General features: G+C 45.0%; 17 protein-coding genes. 14 read left to right on the top strand and 3 right to left on the bottom strand.

All coding sequences use genetic code 11. The features are described 5' to 3' along the window. Positions 1-108 precede the first annotated feature (108 nt). The 3 genes from DK187_RS03090 to DK187_RS03080 all read left to right on the top strand — a co-directional run bounded on the left by DK187_RS03090 (position 109) and on the right by DK187_RS03080 (position 3983). A complete protein-coding gene (locus tag DK187_RS03090; protein ID WP_111605879.1) occupies positions 109-1014 on the top strand; it encodes a hydrogen peroxide-inducible genes activator in 906 nt (301 codons plus the stop codon). A 26-nt stretch (positions 1015-1040) separates the two neighbouring features. Beyond that, positions 1041-3122, top strand: a complete 2082-nt coding sequence (gene recG / locus DK187_RS03085; RefSeq protein ID WP_111605878.1) for an ATP-dependent DNA helicase RecG — start codon at positions 1041-1043, stop codon at positions 3120-3122. 183 nt (positions 3123-3305) lie between these two features. Continuing rightward, positions 3306-3983: a ComEA family DNA-binding protein gene (locus DK187_RS03080; protein WP_111605877.1), complete on the top strand. Its 678-nt coding sequence runs from the start codon at positions 3306-3308 to the stop codon at positions 3981-3983. Here the strand turns inward: DK187_RS03080 and lrp are convergent. Further along, positions 3980-4456 carry a leucine-responsive transcriptional regulator Lrp gene (lrp, locus tag DK187_RS03075; protein ID WP_111605876.1) on the bottom strand — a complete coding sequence of 159 codons (477 nt, stop codon included), beginning with the start codon at positions 4454-4456 and terminating at the stop codon, positions 3980-3982. The genes DK187_RS03080 and lrp overlap by 4 nt on opposite strands. 568 nt (positions 4457-5024) lie before the next feature. Here lrp and DK187_RS03070 point away from each other — a divergent pair. From DK187_RS03070 to phoR, 9 genes are all read left to right on the top strand, one after another. Further along, positions 5025-6047, top strand: coding sequence for an amino acid ABC transporter substrate-binding protein (locus DK187_RS03070; RefSeq protein WP_111605875.1), 1023 nt, complete (start codon positions 5025-5027; stop codon positions 6045-6047). A 107-nt stretch (positions 6048-6154) separates the two neighbouring features. Continuing rightward, positions 6155-7327 (top strand): amino acid ABC transporter permease, encoded by a 1173-nt coding sequence (locus DK187_RS03065; RefSeq protein ID WP_111605874.1) that lies wholly within the window; start codon positions 6155-6157, stop codon positions 7325-7327. 10 nt (positions 7328-7337) lie between these two features. After that, positions 7338-8438, top strand: a complete 1101-nt coding sequence (locus DK187_RS03060; RefSeq protein ID WP_111605873.1) for an amino acid ABC transporter permease — start codon at positions 7338-7340, stop codon at positions 8436-8438. 22 nt (positions 8439-8460) lie between these two features. Beyond that, positions 8461-9240: an amino acid ABC transporter ATP-binding protein gene (locus DK187_RS03055; protein ID WP_111605872.1), complete on the top strand. Its 780-nt coding sequence runs from the start codon at positions 8461-8463 to the stop codon at positions 9238-9240. Between the two features lie 230 nt (positions 9241-9470). Beyond that, positions 9471-10739, top strand: a complete 1269-nt coding sequence (locus DK187_RS03050) for an HDOD domain-containing protein (protein WP_111605871.1) — start codon at positions 9471-9473, stop codon at positions 10737-10739. Positions 10740-10745: 6 nt separating this feature from the next. Continuing rightward, the gene (locus tag DK187_RS03045; protein WP_111605870.1) at positions 10746-11306 is read left to right on the top strand and encodes a chorismate--pyruvate lyase family protein; all 561 of its coding nucleotides are present in this window, start codon (positions 10746-10748) and stop codon (positions 11304-11306) included. Next, entirely contained in the window at positions 11303-12157 is an 855-nt protein-coding gene (gene ubiA / locus DK187_RS03040) for a 4-hydroxybenzoate octaprenyltransferase (protein WP_111605869.1), read from the top strand. Before DK187_RS03045 ends, ubiA begins: the two co-directional genes overlap by 4 nt. Positions 12158-12241: 84 nt before the next feature. Next, positions 12242-12937: a phosphate regulon transcriptional regulator PhoB gene (phoB, locus tag DK187_RS03035; protein WP_111605868.1), complete on the top strand. Its 696-nt coding sequence runs from the start codon at positions 12242-12244 to the stop codon at positions 12935-12937. Beyond that, positions 12934-14295 carry a phosphate regulon sensor histidine kinase PhoR gene (gene phoR / locus DK187_RS03030; RefSeq protein WP_111605867.1) on the top strand — a complete coding sequence of 454 codons (1362 nt, stop codon included), beginning with the start codon at positions 12934-12936 and terminating at the stop codon, positions 14293-14295. Before phoB ends, phoR begins: the two co-directional genes overlap by 4 nt. A gap of 78 nt (positions 14296-14373) precedes the next feature. Here the strand turns inward: phoR and DK187_RS03025 are convergent, their stop codons facing one another. Continuing rightward, positions 14374-15216: a response regulator gene (locus DK187_RS03025; protein WP_111605866.1), complete on the bottom strand. Its 843-nt coding sequence runs from the start codon at positions 15214-15216 to the stop codon at positions 14374-14376. Continuing rightward, positions 15216-15995 (bottom strand): sulfate transporter CysZ, encoded by a 780-nt coding sequence (gene cysZ / locus DK187_RS03020; protein WP_111605865.1) that lies wholly within the window; start codon positions 15993-15995, stop codon positions 15216-15218. Before cysZ ends, DK187_RS03025 begins: the two co-directional genes overlap by 1 nt. A 328-nt stretch (positions 15996-16323) precedes the next feature. On the opposite strand from cysZ, the gene DK187_RS03015 reads away from it, so the two are divergent. Together DK187_RS03015 and oppB are read left to right on the top strand one after the other, a co-directional pair. Further along, complete coding sequence (locus tag DK187_RS03015; RefSeq protein WP_188322939.1) at positions 16324-17934, top strand: ABC transporter substrate-binding protein; 1611 nt, start codon at positions 16324-16326, stop codon at positions 17932-17934. 119 nt (positions 17935-18053) lie between these two features. Further along, on the top strand, positions 18054-18974 hold the full coding sequence (gene oppB, locus DK187_RS03010) for an oligopeptide ABC transporter permease OppB (protein ID WP_111605864.1): 921 nt from the start codon (positions 18054-18056) through the stop codon (positions 18972-18974). The last annotated feature ends 9 nt before the right edge of the window (positions 18975-18983 follow it).

Raw genomic sequence — 18983 nt, 5'->3', positions numbered from 1 at the left:
TATTCCAAGCAAGAAATACTCAGCAATAAAAAAGGAACGAGTATACTTTATCAAAATATGTATTATCATAGTTATTAACAATGAAACAGCTTAAGCAAAAGGTGTGTTATGACATTAACGGAATTGAAATACATTGTAATGCTGGCCGAAAAAAAACATTTTGGACAAGCAGCACTGGATTGCCATGTGTCACAGCCGACTCTTAGTGTCGCCGTCAAAAAACTGGAAGACGAGCTAGGCGTGGCAATTTTTGAGCGCAGCAAAAGTTCGGTTTATGTCACACCGTTGGGGGAGCAAATTATTACCCAAGCGAAGCGTGTACTACATCAAGCCAATACCATTAAAGAACTCGCTTCGTCGGGAAAAAACCAATTAAAAGGCCCTCTCAAAGTCGGTGCTATTTTTACCATTGCCCCTTACTTGTTTCCTTTTATGATTCCGTCTTTGCACAAAATCACCTCCGGCATGCCGTTGATCATTGAAGAAGACCTCACGGAAAACTTACGCCCTAAACTACGTAATGGTGAATTAGATGCCATCATCGTGGCGCTGCCTTTTCGTGAACCGGACGTGGTGACACAACCCATTTACGAAGAAGAGTTCATGGTGCTGATGCCGAAATCGCATCCATGGACCAAATTGGCCAGTATAGACACAGATCAGTTATCGACTGACAACTTGTTGTTACTCGGTAAAGGTCACTGTTTTAGTGAGCAGGTATTGGAAGCTTGTCCTTTGGTTAACGAAAGCGAGTTTGGCGACGGCCGTACTATCGTTAACGGTAGCTCATTAGAAACCATTCGCTATATGGTGGCTTCAGGCTTAGGCGTCACCGTGTTGCCTAAATCGGCGGCGATGAACATTAATCATGACATGCTAGAAGTCCGACCTTTTACCGCACCAGCCCCCAAACGTACCGTAGCACTGGCTTGGCGAGCGAGCTTCCCACGCCCTAAAGCGATTGAAGCCGTTAGCCAGTCTATCCGTGATGCTTGTAAGCAGCTAGACCTATAGAACGATTGGATTTGTAGAGAGTAGGCATGATCGATGGATTAGACACTCAAGACGTTCGTGAGCTAAAGGGCGTTGGCGATGCGATGGCGGAAAAACTGGCAAAGCTGCACTTGAATACAGTGCAAGATCTGCTGTTTCATCTGCCCATCCGCTATCAAGACAGAACACGTGTGGTTCCTATAGGGCAACTGCGCTTTGGCGATGAAGCCGTTATCGAAGGCCAAGTCACGGGCGCGGAAATCAAAATGGGCAAACGTCGTAGCTTGCTGTGTCGTATCAAAGATCACACTGGCACCTTGTGTCTGCGCTTCTTTCACTTTTCCGCCGCGCAAAAAAAGCAACTGGAAGCCGGTAAACGAGTACGCTGCTTTGGTGAGATTCGCCGTGGCAGCACAGGATTTGAAATCTATCATCCTGAATACAAGGTCATTGGGGAAGATGAAACACAAGAAGAAACCGCACAACTGACACCGATTTACCCACTGACGGATGGTTTAACACAAACGAAAATTCGTCAACTTTGCGCACAAGCCTTAGAACGTTTAACACCCTACAATTTACAAGAGTGGCTACCTGACGAGATACGCACTCAGTTCGGCCTCCCTCCTCTGGTTGATGCCATTCAGTTTCTTCATCATCCATCAAGAGAGGCCAATCTAGAGTTACTCAAATCTGGCTGTCATCCAGCACAATACCGCCTATCGTTTGAAGAACTCATGGCGCACCAGCTTTCTCTAATCGGCAAACGCATGAAAGCCAAACAAGATGTTGCCATCAAAGTGCAGGCCGCAGGTGAATTAAGCCAACGGCTCTTGCAACAGCTTCCCTTTTCACCAACTAATGCGCAGCAACGGGTTTTTCAAGAAATCCTTAACGACCTCCGCTCAGGTCATCCTATGCTGCGTTTGGTTCAGGGCGATGTAGGCTCAGGGAAAACCTTGGTGGCGGCATTGGCGGCGGCGTCTGTTGTACAGGCTGGCTACCAAGTTGCCATTATGGCGCCTACCGAAATTTTAGCTGAACAGCACTATGTCAATTTCACTCAATGGTTTGAGCCACTTGGACTTAAGGTGGCGTGGATGATCGGCAAACTCAAAGGCAAAGCCCGAGAAAAAGAACTCATTGATATCGCGTCTGGACAAGCTCAGATCATTGTTGGAACACACGCTTTGTTTCAGGATACCGTAGAATTCGATCGCTTAGCCTTGGCGATTATCGACGAACAACATCGTTTTGGCGTACATCAGCGTATGGCGTTACGCGAAAAAGGCATGAAACATGGTTTTCAACCTCACCAGCTCATCATGACAGCCACGCCCATTCCACGAACCCTGGCCATGTCAGCCTATGCCGATCTGGACTGCTCCATCATTGACGAGCTGCCGCCGGGTCGCACCCCTGTGAACACCATTGTTGTATCGGATCAACGCCGACAAGAAGTCATTGATCGTGTGAAAAGCGCCTGCGAAGAAGGCAAACAGGCCTATTGGGTCTGTACCTTGATTGAAGAGTCTGAAGCCTTGCAATGCCAAGCCGCAGAAGACACGGCCATTTTACTGCAAGAACAGCTTGGCGAGCTTCGTATTGGCTTGGTCCATGGGCGCTTAAAAGCCCAAGAAAAAGCCGACATTATGGCAAAATTCAAAGCGGGCGAGATTCAACTACTGGTGGCGACTACGGTGATTGAGGTCGGTGTCGATGTCCCAAACTCCAGTCTCATGGTGATCGAAAACCCAGAGAGGCTTGGCCTTGCTCAGCTGCACCAGTTGCGTGGTCGTGTGGGTCGAGGGCAAACCGCCAGCCATTGTGTGCTGCTTTATAAAGCCCCATTAGGGCAACAAGGCAAAGAACGACTCTCCACCATGCGGGAAACCAGCGATGGCTTTAAAATCGCTGAAAAAGACTTGGAATTACGCGGCCCTGGTGAATTACTCGGCACCAGACAAACTGGGCTCTGGGAGTTTAAGGTCGCGGATTTACAAAGAGACAAAGGATTGTTGGATGATGTTCAAAAAGCCGCGGCCTTACTACATAGCCGCTATCCAGCCGCCATTTCCCCCCTACTATCACGATGGCTACCCAATCATGATCAGTACCTAAACGTCTAAATGCTACTTGAGCGTCTTCTCTTCTTGCCTTGAAGCATCGTAACCTCAATTTAAATCAACCGGCAAACGGTATTTGCTTGCACCTGAGTAAAATTTAATCAAAAATCACACAATGCAAAAGGCCTTCAAGAAAAAGGCTCTGAGTGCTTTATCACTTAATCGATTCGCCAGTAAGGAAAGAACATGGACTCTTTGAATCAATCTCCTCAAGATACGAATCTCACCCTACAAGGATGTGGCTACCGAATTGAAAATGACCGTATTCTTATTTTTGTTCATCGCATTGAAAACAATAGAGCGGAAGAGAATCTCAGTGGCACTCTACGGTTACAGTTATGTGCATTTCCACCAAACTCCGATCATAGAGCAACAAACACAATACTTGCCTCGACAACGATTGGCGAAATAAAAGGCCAACACTTCCTTGGCGATTGCTACTACGATCTGATTTTTCAACAACCGACTGTTGGTTCTTGGTCATTGGCGTTGCAACTAAGCGAATGGAATGGCGTCGATTACACTTTGTGCGATTCTGTCTATTTTGAAAATTCTTATCAGAGCGCCAGTCCGTCGTCTGACCCATCCGCTACAATCAATAAGCAAGAAGACGTTCAAGCCCCCGCGCCCAAAATACCCGCAAAAAACGAAAATATAAAAAAAAACACCATTGGTTACTCAGATGGTTATCTCGCCATTAATAAATCAAAAGTGGACAAGCTTTTAAACGTGAAAGGTGTGCCAAAAAAAGTATTAGAAAAATTAGTGTCGGAACGGCCATTTCAGTCTGAAAAAGCCGTTCTCAATGTCAAAGGAATGGGCCCAAGCATGTTAAAAAAAGTGCTTGCCGCCATCACGGTTTAGGGAATATTAACCACTGTGGTATTTTTAACTTCTTCCATGGCAACGTAAGTCCGCGACTCTCGAACATGGGGGAGCGTTAACAAAGTCTCTCCCAACAACAGACGATAAGTATCCATATTAGATACGCGCGCTTTTAGAAGGTATTCAAAGTCACCGGCGATCAGATGGCACTCCAAAATTTCAGGAATCTCGGTGACGGCCGCTTTAAACTCATTAAACCCCTCTGGAGACGTTGTCTTCAAACGAATCTCCACAAAGACAAGCAATCCAGCATCCACTTTTTTGGGATTGACCAAAGCGCAGTAGCCCGTAATGTAACCGTTACGTTCCAAACGACGCACCCGCTCCAAACAAGGCGTCGCACTGAGTCCTACTCGGCTCGCTAACTCCACATTCGATAAACGACCATTAATCTGTAATTCTCGAAGAATTTTTTTATCTAAACGGTCAAGCGGCTTTGCTGAGTTATCCATCTGATGTGGATCTCCTTTACATGACTTTAATTGATAGTTAAAGGAAAGTAGAAAATATGTTTTCTAAGTCTACCACGCAGATTACAGATTATGGAAAGTGCTTTATTCAATATATTGTGTATGGGTATTCAAATTACGCACAAAAAATCTCAAAACAGCACTAAAATGATGCAAAAACTTCATCTAGCACAAAAAAGATTCACGACTTACGTAGATCGCCCTAAATCTGTGCGTATAAAAACCTAAATATATCTACAGAGCCTTGTTTTTACTGACTTTAATCAAGCTCGATATACAGCCAAACAACTAGAAAGACAGCACCCTAGATCGCCAAAAAGTGCAAAAAACAAGTATCACACACCTCTTTTCTGACATTTTATCCTTGACTCCTCCTTAAAAGAGTAATTCTATAGGGGAATGTGATGATCTTTCAGAGGAATCGTCTACATATACCAAACAACAAGAATAATTAAATGTTGGCACTAAGCTTGCTTAATATTCAAATGAGTAATTTTGTAAGATCTAGATAACAACATATATAAAACAACCGCCTGGGAGGCTCAATATAATGAAATCGAATGTTGGTAAACTACTGTCTACAGCCGCAATCGCCGCTACTATTAGTACTGGCGCAGCCGCAGCAACGCTTGACGATGTCAAAGCAAAAGGTTTTATTCAATGTGGCGTTAGCCAAGGTGTACCTGGTTTTTCCAATGCGGATTCAAACGGTGAGTGGTCTGGTATCGACGTGGACGCTTGTCGTGCAACAGCAGCCGCTATTTTTGGCGATGCGCAAAAAGTAAAATTCACCCCACTTTCGGCTAAAGAGCGTTTCACTGCTTTGCAATCTGGTGAAATCGATATTCTTGCTCGTAACACAACTTGGACTTACACACGCGATACCTCTTTGGGCTTAGATTTCACTACAACCAACTTCTATGATGGCCAAGGCTTCATGGTGCGTAAAGATCTAGGTGTTGAATCAGCAAAAGATCTTGATGGAGCAACGGTTTGTACAGAGCAAGGTACTACCACAGAATTGAACATGGCGGATTTCTTCCGTAAAAACAAATTGTCTTACGTTCCTGTTGTCGTGCAAAAAGCCGATGAAGCACTATCTGCTTATTCATCAGGCCGTTGTGATGTGTTCACAACCGACAAATCTGGTCTAGCAGCTCACCGCTCTAAACTATCCGATCCATCCGCTCACGTCATTCTTCCAGAAACGATTTCTAAAGAGCCTCTAGGTCCTGTGGTTCGTCACGGTGACAACCAGTGGAAAGACATTGTTACTTGGGCAATGTTTGTTCAGGTAAACGCTGAAGAAATGGGCATCACGTCTAAGAATGTTGAGAAAATCAAAACGGAAACGATTGACCCTGAAATCAAACGCTTGCTAGGTGCTGAAGGTGATATGGGTGCGCAACTTGGCCTACCTGCTAGCTGGGCTTATGACATCATCGCTAAAGTCGGTAACTACGGTGAAGTCTTTGAGCGTAACGTAGGACCATCTACTCCTGTAAATTTACCACGTGGTCTTAATGCGTTATGGACTGAAGGCGGAATCATGTACGCGCCACCAGTACGTTAATACCTAAAAGCAATCCGCTTCGGGTATTTACCCAGCGACTAGACTGTCGCTGGGTTTCTCCCCCCTTTCTTACACATCTGACGAGCATTTCATTTGCCTGAATTAAGATGAGCAATAAAACAAAACCTAATAACAGCTTATTGAATGATGCCGGCACTCGTGCCCTCATTTTTCAACTATTGCTTTTGAGCGTTGTGGTTTTTGTTGGTTATTTTCTTTTTACTAACCTGCAAAACAACCTAGATAATCGAGGAATTTCCACTGGTTTCGCCTTTTTTAATGAACCAGCAGGCTTTCCAATTCTCATTCACCTAATTGAGTACACAGACTCTGGTACTTACGGACGTGCTTTTGCCGTCGCATTAATCAACACCTTTGTTATTTCTTTACTTGGTATCGCACTAGCAACCGTTATTGGTGTCGTGATTGGTCTTGCTCGTCTCTCCAATAACTGGTTAGTAGCAAGATTAGCGACTGTTTACGTAGAAACCTTGCGTAACCTGCCGTTGTTGCTACAAATGTTCTTCTGGTATTTTGCTGTTCTAGCGGCTTTACCCGCACCAGCAAACAGCTATGAGTTCGCGGACTTTCTACTTAACAAGCGTGGCATTTACTCACCTAACCCTATATTCCAAGACGGTTTTGGTGTGGTAGTCGTTGGCTTTATCCTGTCTATTGTGGCGGCAGTCGCTTTGATAGTCTGGGCTAAAAAACGCCAAACTAAGACAGGTTTGTGGTTTCCTGCCTACTGGTCATCTTTAGGTTTGATTGTCGCTATTACTTTCTTGGCTTTGGTCATTTCCGGTTTCCCGATTGAGTTTGACCTTCCAGAAAAGAGTCGCTTCAATATTTCTGGCGGCATGGTGCTTCCACCTGAATTTGTGGCAGTGCTTATCGCTTTGTCCACCTACACAGGCGCGTTTATTGCTGAAATCGTTCGTGCAGGTATCTTATCGGTTAACTGGGGACAGACAGAGGCTGCACGTTCACTGGGCCTTCGCGATAGTCTTACTCAACGTTTGATTGTATTACCGCAAGCGCTACGAGTGATTATTCCACCGCTCACCAGCCAATATCTCAACCTAGCGAAAAACTCGTCGTTAGGGGCAGCCATTGCTTATCCTGAGCTCGTGTCCGTGGTGATGGGTACAACGCTAAACCAAACAGGTCAGGCGATTGAAACCATTGGTTTATGTATGTTGGTTTACGGTTCATTGAGTTTAACGATTTCAATGTTCATGAACTGGTATAACAAAAAAATGTCATTAATTGAGCGCTAGGAGGCAGATCATGGCTATTGAATTTAAACCATCACCCAGCCTGCCACCACCAGTTAACTCTGTGGGTGCCTTGGCATGGCTACGCCAAAACCTCTTGTCGTCGCCGCTTAACGTTTTTTTAACGTTATTCAGTCTCTATGTTTTGTATTTACTCGTGCCGCCGATCATTGAGTGGGGCGTCATTAATGCGACTTTTTCAGGTGACACTAAAGCTGCTTGTACGGGTGGTGGAGCCTGCTGGGCTTTCATTGGTGTGTATTTTGAACAGTTTATGTATGGCTTATACCCATCAGAAGAAACATGGCGTATCAATTTATCCTTGATTCTTCTGGTTTTATTGGTGGGTGCCTTTGCCATCAAAACGATCAATAAGTTGTACCTTTCTCTGGCGATTATCCTTGTTTACCCTGTTGTGGCTTACTTTTTGTTTGCTGGCGGCGTATTCGGTTTAACCGTGGTAGAAACGTCTCTTTGGGGTGGATTGTTTTTAACGACGCTGTTGGGTGTGGTGGGTATTGTCGCCTCATTTCCACTTGGTGTACTGCTTGCGCTTGGCCGTCGTTCAGACATGCCGGTGGCAAAGTCCGTCTGTGTCGTGTTTATTGAAACCATTCGTGCTGTACCGCTCATTACGATTCTTTTCATGGCCTCGGTCATGATTCCGTTGTTCTTACCAGACGGCATGAATTTCAATAAGTTAATGCGTGTTTTAATTGGTATTACTCTATTTTCTGCCGCTTATATGGCGGAAGTGATTCGTGGTGGCTTACAAGCGATTCCGAAAGGGCAATACGAAGCCGCCGATGCGATGGGGTTAACCTATTGGCAATCAATGATTCTGGTGATATTGCCACAGGCGCTAAAACTCGTCATACCTGGTATCGTCAACACCTTTATCGGTTTGTTTAAAGATACGACCCTGGTGTATATCGTCGGTATGTTTGATTTATTAGGACGTATCCAAGCCGCTAACCATGATGCCAACTGGTTAGGAACAACGGTGGAAGGCTACGCCTTCGCTGGTTTTGTTTATTGGATTATCTGCTTTGGAATGTCACGTTACAGTATGGCAATCGAACGCAAGTTAGAGACCGGACACAAGCGGAATTAGTTAAGAATTTGAGGCCTTTACAATGACAGATAGAAATATGGCACTCGCCCAACTTGAGCCGGGCGAAGAAGCAATCATCGAGTTTATCGATGTGAACAAATGGTACGGTGATTTTCACGTACTCAAAAACATCAATTTTAGTATTAAGAAAGGGGAACGCATCGTTGTGTGTGGTCCTTCTGGTTCGGGCAAGTCAACCATGACACGCTGCATCAACCGTCTAGAGGAACACCAAAAAGGGATTATCTCTGTCGATGGCGTTGAAATGAACGATAACCTTAAAAACATCGAAGCCATTCGCAAAGATGTGGGCATGGTTTTCCAACATTTTAACTTGTTTCCACACTTATCTATTTTGGAAAACCTGACCTTAGCGCCGATTTGGGTTCGTAAAACCCCCAAAAAAGAAGCGGAAGAAATGGCAATGCATTACTTGGAGCGAGTTAAAATCGCCAACCAAGCATTGAAGTATCCAGGCCAACTCTCTGGTGGACAACAGCAACGTGTCGCGATTGCTCGCGGTCTTTGTATGCAACCCCGCATCATGTTGTTTGATGAACCAACGTCCGCCCTTGACCCAGAAATGATCAAGGAAGTATTGGACGTTATGATTCAGTTAGCCGAAGAAGGCATGACCATGGTGTGTGTAACACACGAAATGGGCTTTGCTAAAACCGTTGCTGACCGAGTGGTCTTTATGGATGCTGGAGAAATTGTTGAAGCGAATAAGCCTCACGAGTTCTTTGATAACCCTCAGCACGATCGTACACAAATGTTCTTAAGTCAAATTTTGAATCACTAATCAAAACGAAAACTTAAAAGAGATCTTTGTACGATGTCACGAGCAAAGTCAAGACGAGGCAAAAACAGACGAAAAAGCGGAGTCTATGAGTTATAAATGAGCATTTTGAGTCTGTTTTTAACAAAGTATTGATGAGCACAGTAGTCGTACAACGATCTCTATAAATCTGTTATATTCACAAAGCCCCGTATCGGGGCTTTTTTATGCTCGTCATCTAACAGAGAAAATGTATGGAATTATCATCAGACCGTCAGACAAGCCAAAAGCTACGTGTTGTGCATTTAGCGGATCATACTGGCCGTCTGCAAGTCATTTTCCCTGAAAGTCATATGCTGGATATCTCTGCCATATCTCGACTTACGAAACGCCGCTTTGAGCCCGTCACCAGCGCCCATAAATCAGGTGATCCTTTAATTAAGCCAAATACGGTAGCGACTATTTTAGACGCCAGTCTACTAAAAGAGGCCAGCGTTTCGATTCGAACCAAGGCGGATGGACAATATAGAGACATCAGTTCCTCAGAGTTAACCAGCATGTTTTCTGGGCCTTTGAATCGTTTTGAGACCATCTCCGTTCACAGTGAACTCATTAAGCGATCCGTGGAAAATCACGAAAACGACGAAGAACAAATACTTCAAGCGCTTGGGCGTTTTCAATCTATTCGGCTCAAACAACGCCTAGAAGAAACCCTCGAAATTCCGCCATTGCCTGCGTCATCCCACCGCATTATTCGTCTTTCCACGGACCAAACGGCTGGAACCGATGAATTATGCGAGGTCATTGCATTAGACCCCAGTTTGGCCGCCCAAGTCGTTAGCTGGGCCTCTTCGCCCTACTATGGCGCTCCTGGTAACATTGAGTCAGTCGAAGACGCTGTTATTCGTGTCTTAGGTTTTGATATGGTGATGAATCTCGCTCTGGGACTGTCTATGGGAAATGGCTTCCACCCCCCAGAGGATGGCCCGCGTCACTACGAAGATTTTTGGTTAGGTTCGGTGTCCAATGCGGTTTTAATGGAGTCTTTGGTCAAAGCGATGCCAGCACAAAACCGTCCAAAACTAGGCCATGCCTATCTGGCTGGTTTGCTGCATAATTTCGGTTATTTGGCCATCAGCACGATTTTACCGCCGCATTTCTCTATTTTATCGCGCTATCAAGAAGCCAATGCACACCTTTCATCAGAGCTTATTGAAATGCAAATACTGCACTTTACCAAAGAACAACTTGGATCTTGGTTGCTACGCTACTGGAGTCTACCGGACAACATTTGGACAGCAATTCGTTACAGCAGAAAGCCGCATTATTACGGCGAGCACGCCGTGTTAGCCAAATTACTTTATATTGCCTATCAGTTACGTAATGAAGAAGACGTCGAGCCTTCCGTATTAGTCGAAGTGGGGCTGACACTGGAAGAAGCACTGGTATGCCGAGACAAAGTTTATCAATCTTCAGCCGAATTACATAAAATGGTCGCCCTGATCAATAAAATGAACGCATAGCTTGTTATGACTATCATGAACCCATTAGCCGCCCAACAATTTAACTATCGTTGGTGTCCTATCCATCGAGTGAATAAGACCAAGGTTCCCAAAGCGGTCTGGCCATGGTTAATGACTCAAGCGTCTTTAACCGCGGCCCTACAATGCCTTGGCAAGCTGGATGTCGAGGTTATTGAAGAAGTGTGGGGCACACCTACCGCTCGAGAAAAAAAGCGCTTAAAGTTACGTCCTAGAGAAGCCGCTCGAATCCGTACGGTTTTATTGAAAGTAGACAACAAAGCCGTGATCTATGCTCGCTCTATTATTCCGGCTCGGTCTTTACAAGGCCACTGGCGACAAGTAAAACATTTAAAACATAAACCCTTAGGTGGTTATTTGTTTCAACACAGGTCGCTCATTCGCAGTAACATAGAAATCACTCAGCTACCACAACGCATGTTTCCCGATCAGCAAAACGCCTTGTGGGCAAGACGTTCCGTATTCCATCAATATGGCCCTGGAATATTAGTCAATGAGGCTTTTTTTGATGAGATTAACCAGCTAAAACTACCGTTTGGATTGTTATGAGCAAACTTAAAGACTACGCAGACTTAACTCGATTTAACCGCCCTATAGGCTCTTTGCTGCTGCTTTGGCCAACACTGTGGGCGTTGTGGTTGGCGGCCGATGGCCTACCACAGTGGCATTTAATCCTCATTTTCGTGCTGGGCGTTTTTAGCATGCGCTCTGCGGGATGTGTCATTAATGACTACGCGGATAGAAAAGTCGACGGCCATGTGGAGCGTACTAAACACCGCCCATTACCATCGGGCCGGGTGTCAGAAAAAGAGGCTCTTACCTTATTTGGTGCGCTCTGTGCTCTAAGCTTTGTTTTGGTACTGTTTACTGATATGCGAACGATTTTGCTGTCATTTGTGGGGTTGGGGCTTGCTGCACTGTACCCCTTTATGAAACGATACACTCATCTGCCTCAGCTTTTCCTAGGGCTAGCCTTTTCTTGGGCTATTCCAATGGCTTACAGTGCACAGGGCGGCGACCTAACCGATCCACAATTGTGGATGCTGTTTGTGGCGAACTGCTTTTGGACAATTGCTTACGATACCTATTATGCAATGACGGATCGTCCCGATGACATAAAGATTGGCGTAAAATCAACGGCCATTTTATTTGGTCAATACGATTTATTTGTCATTATTTGCCTGCAAGGACTAACCTTATCCTTACTGACATGGATTGGCTTATTGGCAGAATTACAGTGGCCATACTTTGTCTCACTTGTTATCTGTATCGGCCTATTTTATCAGCAATGGAGGCAAGCAAAGGATCGTGATCGCCAAGCGTGTTTTCGCTCCTTTTTAGACAATAACCGTGTTGGTTACTGCCTCTTTATCGGTCTTGTGACAAGCTATTTTATGTAATATATGGCAAAGTTGTGACAGTGTCATTGAATTGTCACATTTGCTCGCTTTAATGAAACCGTTCCTGAGATGAGGATAAATCCTGTGACCGGTAAAAAAGTATTAATAATTGACGACGAATCTTCCATACGTGAAATGATTGCTATTGCCCTTGAAATGGCAGGCTATGAGTATCTGGAAGCCGAAAATATTCAACAAGCCCATGAGATCATTGTGGATCACCGTCCAGACCTCATTTTGGTCGATTGGATGATGCCTGGCGGAAGTGGTATAGAACTGACTCGCCGACTAAAAAAAGACACTACTACGGCCGAGATACCGGTCATTATGCTGACGGCCAAAAGCGAAGAAGACAACAAAATTCAAGGTTTAGAAGTGGGCGCTGATGACTACATCACTAAGCCCTTCTCTCCTAGAGAATTGGTCGCACGACTGAAAGCCGTACTGCGCCGCGCCACCCCTCAAGGCGTTGATGAGCCCATAGAGATAGAAGGCTTAATGCTTGATCCTATTAGCCAACGCGTTACCATAGGCGCTCGTCCTCTGGATATGGGACCAACAGAATATCGTCTACTCAAATTCCTCATGACTCATCAAGAACGAGCGTATTCAAGAGCTCAACTGTTGGATCAGGTATGGGGCGGAAACGTCTACGTTGAAGAACGTACCGTTGATGTTCATATCCGTCGCTTACGCAAAGCCATTGGTAGCACTCATGATTTCTTGATACAAACAGTCCGGGGAACTGGCTATCGCTTCTCAGCAAAAAGGTCTTTATGAAAACAATTTGGCGAAACACCATTATAGCGTGGCTTGCTGGTTTAACCGCCAGCATTATCATTGGCCTGATTCTTGGGCACTTGTTGGGTGTTTTGCTTTTGTATGTATTAGGCTCTTTATACTGGCAGCTGTATCAGCTGTATCAGTTCCATGATTGGTTGCGCCATTCTGGCCGAGCAGCACCACCGGAAGCCAGTGGTATCTGGGGCGAAGTCTTTGACGCAGTCTATCGTCTGCAAAAAAAACAGCGTAAATCCAAACGTCGGATGCGCCAAGCCCTAACACGAATCGAAAGTTCCACAACCGCTTTAAAAGAAGGCGTTATCATGGCGGACAACCAAGGTAACTTAGAGTGGTGGAACAACTCTGCGGCGCATTTTTTTGGTTTACAGCGCCCAACAGATCGCGGTCAAGCAATCACCAATATTGTGCGTAATCCAGATTTTTTTCGTTACTTTAGTCAAAAACGCTTTGGTGAACCGCTAGTCATAAAGTCTCCCGCCAAAGAAGGCATGTACCTAGAAATCCAGACCACATTGTACGACAAAAACGATCATCTCATTTTTGTCCGCGATGTCACTCGACTGCACTTACTAGAACAAATGCGCAAAGACTTTGTCGCCAACGCCTCCCATGAGTTAAAAACACCGCTCACCGTGATAAAAGGGTATTTAGAAACGTTAGAAATGTTCAAAGACAGCCTGCCGAAAAGTATGCAAAAAGGCATTGTTAACATGTCTGAACAATCTGAGCGCATGGAACAACTGATTGAAGATTTGCTATTACTGTCTCGTTTAGAAAGTAACGACAAACGCGAGGAAAATCAGTGGCATAAGGTGTGTGATTTAGTTAAGGCTATTCAAAAGACGGTTACGCCTATTTTGACCGATAAACACACAGTGTCTCTAACAATCCCAGAAGATGCACGCTTATATGGCTCCTATAAAGAACTCTACAGCGCTTTTTCAAACCTCATTGTTAACGCCATTAAGTATTCGCCAGACGGTGGTGAGATTGCCATAAAATGGGAGTCCAGTGAGTTTAACGGCGTTTTTTCCGTCAAAGACAGTGGCCTAGGTATAGAACCAAGATACATTCCAAGACTCACAGAGCGCTTTTTCCGGGTAGACAAAGGGAGAGGGTCAAAAACTGGCGGAACAGGTCTTGGCTTAGCCATCGTAAAACACGTGTTATTACACCACGACGCCAAACTGCAGATTCACAGTCAGCCAGGCTTCGGCAGCACGTTTTCTTGTCACTTCCCAGCGAATCGTACCCGAAACGATACGATTCCTGCGCTGCCTATCCCGACTGCTGAAAGCTCAAATACATCCAATACATTGGGCATTGAAAAATAAAAATGTTGTCAGCATAAAGGCCGACCTACAGGGGATTGGTTATTTGTAGGTCATGATTTTATACAAACAAACGACAAATCATAAGCTATCAAACAGCTGAGCAATAAAAGCCTCTTTCTCGCTGTCTTGATCGATTAAACTCAATACCACGGTTAAAAACGTCGAATCGTGTTTTTTCTCTGTCGTCGCGACCGATTGAACATAGTAATTAAGACGATTTACCTTGCCATTGAACTCCAAGTCCAAAACGGCTTGCCCCAGCACTTGCGGCACAACATCATCGCTCTTAATGAACATAGTGGCTTCTGTTTTGCTAAAATGCACAATCATGCAGCGAAACTGTTTGCCTTCAAAGCGAACCAAGGTCGGGATTTTAACATCTTTCACCGATACCGCTGGCGCGTCGGGATGAATAAACTTAGTCGCTTGAACAGGAGTCGCCCCTTTTCCAGCCCCCATTAACACATCCAACGAAGCAGAACTGACACCACCCGGTGAGGATTCACGAGGCTTTTGTGACGATAATTTGCGCTCAATTCCGTGTTTTTTCGCGGCCGAAATGACCTTATTAATTAATTGCTCACTCGAAAAAGGCTTACCAAGATAGTCCGTCACACCAGATTGAACGGCTTCCACCACATGGCTTTTATCGCCTCGGCTGGTAATCATCACAAAAGGCACATCTTCTTTTTTGTACTTGGGTTGCTCTCGACACCATTTAAGCAGCTCTACCCCTGTCATTTCAGGCATTTCCCAGTCACACAACACCATATCGAACTGAACCTTAGCCAATAATTGTTGTGCTTTTCGGCCATTTACCGCCTCTTCAATTTCCACTGCCGGAAACTGCTTACGCAAGGTTCGTCGGATCAAGTCACGTGTAAAAGAAGCATCATCTACTACCAAAATTTTTAACGACATCACAAAGTTCCATTAGTGCGATCAAGCAAGGCGGAAAAGTCCCCGTGCTCTGATCGGAAAACCGAAATCCACAACAAAGTGGCCGCTACAACCGCAATGGGCATCACGAAAAGATTAAAGAAAGGAATCGTCAAAGAAACCATCACAATTGCGCCAAACGTCCAACACAATAAAGGTTTGGAACGTAATGCCATTCTCATGTCATGAAATTTTACTTTATTGTTATCGAACGCGTAATCCATATACTGCAGTGATAACATCCAAGCGGAAAAAAGTAACAACAATACTGGGGCAATCACATTAACCAAAGGAATAAAAGATAATAATAGCAGCAAAATAAAGCGCGGCAGAAAATACAGAATTTTCTGACCTTCCCGCTGCAAACTGCGACCAATAATTGCCATGATGACGCCCGCTGTCAGCGTTTCATCAAAGACTCTTCCGGTTTCTTTTTCTTCCACTTTTTCCGCCAAAAACGCCATAAATGGCGCTGCCAAAATATTGACCCCTACCGAAAAACTGTAAAACAACAGCACGGTAATAATGGCGCCAAAAATAATATAAAAGAGCCAATTTAAAAAAGACACCCACTCAGGTACGTACCCCATAGCGTAACTTAATAGATCTTGAAAATAGCCAAATGCCACCATGTAAATCAGCGCCATTAAAACAAAGTTGGCCAATAAAGGGGCTAAAATAAACAATCTTAAATCTTTCGACAAAACCAAGGGAAACGCTCTTAAAAAAGCCCCAGCGGCTTTAAACGGGTGTGTAATCACGATGCCAAATCACTCCTAAAGTTAGACCTTTTTTAAATGTATCTAATAGCGACACAGAATACCATGAGGACTTTCATGGCTCCACAAAGCCTTTCAAATTGAAGATTCTTAAATGGAATCTTCAATGCCTTCAAGCCTTCAGCAACATTTCCATCGCTCTTTAATAAAGCTGACATTTATTAGACGCATGACCTGATACGCAATTTCGATTGTGACCTTTTGTAAATTGGTGAACTATCAAAGCGTAAGACGAATACGAACCTGTGCTGGTATCGCGTCTGAATATAAAAAACGCACACAAAAGTTAACTATAAGGGACATTATCAAAATGAAAAAAACATTACTCGCCAGTGCTATTCTGGCCACTTCTCTTTTTACCCTACAAGCCCAAGCTGCGAACGTACCGGCTGGCGTAGAACTCGCTGCCAAACAAGAACTCGTTCGTGGTGGAGGCTCAGAACCCGCCTCACTTGATCCGCAAAAAATTGAGGGTACCCCCGGATCCATTCGCGCCAAAGATCTTTTTGAGGGTTTATACAACCAAGATGGTGACGGCAACCAAATACCAGGCGTCGCCACAAGCTACGATGTCAATGCTGACAACACGCAATATACCTTTCACCTACGCAAAGACGCTAAATGGTCTAACGGCGACCCCGTCACGGCCGAAGATTTTGTGTATGCTTTTACCCGTGCCGTTGATCCGGCATTCGCTTCTCCATACGCTTGGTTCATGGAGATTCCGTCCATTGTTAACGCTTCTAAAATCATCACTGGCGAAGCGGAACCTTCCACGCTTGGTGTCAAAGCCATTGATGACCACACCTTCCAAGTGACCCTTGAGCGCCCTGTCCCTTATTTTGTCAAAATGACCTCTCACCAAACCATGTTCCCAGTACCGAAAAAAGTGGTCGAAAAATGGGGCGACGATTGGACAAAAGCAGAACACATAGTGTCTAACGGTGCCTACAAAATGGACGAGTGGGTCGTTAACGAAAAAATGGTTTTTTCCCGTAACAGCCATTATTGGAATGACGCAAAAACCATCATCAACAAGGTGACTTATTTACCGATTGAATCCCCTAACGCTGAGCTAAAACGCTTCCAAGCAGGCCAAATGGATTTGAGCTATGAGCTACCCAATGACCACTACAAACAGCTTCTGCGCGACATTCCTGACGAAGTTGTGGTGACACCAAAACTGGGGACGTATTATTACCAATACAATACAACCAAGGCCCCATACAACGACGTACGAGTGCGCAAAGCTTTGTCTTACGCTATCGATCGTGACGTGATCACCAAATTTGTGACTGGCACAGGCGAACTTCCAGCTTATTCATTTACCCCAGAAGTGGTAAACGACTTCTCACCAGCCACGCCAGAATACGCTACTTGGACACAAAAAGAGCGTAACGAAAAAGCGAAGGCCCTGTTAGAAGAAGCGGGATACACGCAAAGTAACCCACTATCCTTTAGCTTGCTTTACAACACCAACGAGAACCACAAAAAAATCGCCATTGCGATTGCATCCATGTGGAACAAAACCTTGGGCGTGAATGTGACGTTGGAAAACCAAGAGTGGAAAACGTATCTAGAAACGAAAAAACACCAACAGTTTGATATCGCACGCGCAGGGTGGATCGGGGACTACAACGAAGCCTCCACCATGCTAGACCTTCTGACCACCACCCATGGCAATAACGATGGTAAATACAGCAACGCCGAATACGACAAGCTACTAACCGAAGCGCGTACCATGCAGCACCCTGCTGAGAACTACAATAAAGCGGAAGAAATCGCCATTGAACAAGACATGGCGGTAGCTCCTATTTATCAGTACACCGAAAAGCGTTTGGTCAAAAGCTACTTAGGGGGTTACATGCCTAACCCAGAAGATAACGTCTATGTGCGTGATATGTACATCATCAAGCACTAATTCGGCGTTGTTGTTCTATGTTGACAATTCTCCTCAGCACTTCGGTGCTGGGGATCTCTTGAACTCCTACAGGTTTTTTGTGTTGGCCGTCACCCAGCACAACGAATCCGGTAATTTTTATGCTGACATTTATCTCAAAACGCATTTTAGAAGCCATTCCAACCTTATTGATTTTGATTACGGTTTCATTTTTCTTAATGCATTCTGCTCCAGGCAGCCCATTCTCCAGTGAACGCACGCTACCGCCAGAGGTATTGGCAAACATCAATGCGAAGTATCACTTAGATGAGCCGGTGATTAATCAATACTTTTACTATCTTGGCGGTTTACTTCAAGGTGACTTAGGCCCGTCTTTCCGCTACAAAGACTTCACCATTAATGAGCTCATCGCACAGAGTTTTCCCGTTTCGGCAGAAATCGGCATTTGGTCTTTTCTTGTTGCCCTCTTGATCGGCGTAGGTTGCGGCATTATTGCCGCGCTGCGACAAAATTCGTGGTTGGATTACAGTGTGATGGGCTTTGCCAATCTGGGCATTGTGTTGCCAAATTTCGTTTTGGCTCCTTTGTGTATCCTATTTTTCTCTATTTATAATCAATGGCTACCGCCTGGTGGCTGGAACGGCGGCGCTTGGCCTTATCTGGTGATGCCCGTTATTGCCATGTCCACCAGCTACATCGCTCAAATTGCTCGTATTACTCGCGGCAGTATGATCGAAACCATGCACTCTAATTTTATTCGTACGGCACGCGCGAAAGGCTTACCGAAGTATCGCATTATTTTTCAACACGCATTGCGCCCTGCCATGTTGCCGGTGATTTCTTATCTTGGGCCAGCGTTCGTCGGCATAGTAACGGGGTCGGTGATTGTTGATGTGTATTTTGGTACCGGTGGTATTGGTCAACACTTTATCAATGGCGCTTTAAACCGCGACTATTCCATGGTCATGGGCGTCACCATTTTGGTCGGCACTCTCACCATTCTATTCAATGCCATCGTTGATATTTTATACGCGGTTATTGACCCGAAAATTCGCTACTAAGGCCTCACT

Origin of the sequence: Marinomonas arctica, assembly GCF_003259225.1 — a bacterium.
Classification (GTDB): Bacteria; Pseudomonadota; Gammaproteobacteria; order Pseudomonadales; family Marinomonadaceae; genus Marinomonas; species Marinomonas arctica.
Note: the sequence above shows the minus strand (reverse complement) of the source record. Positions and strands in the feature narration are given on the sequence as shown.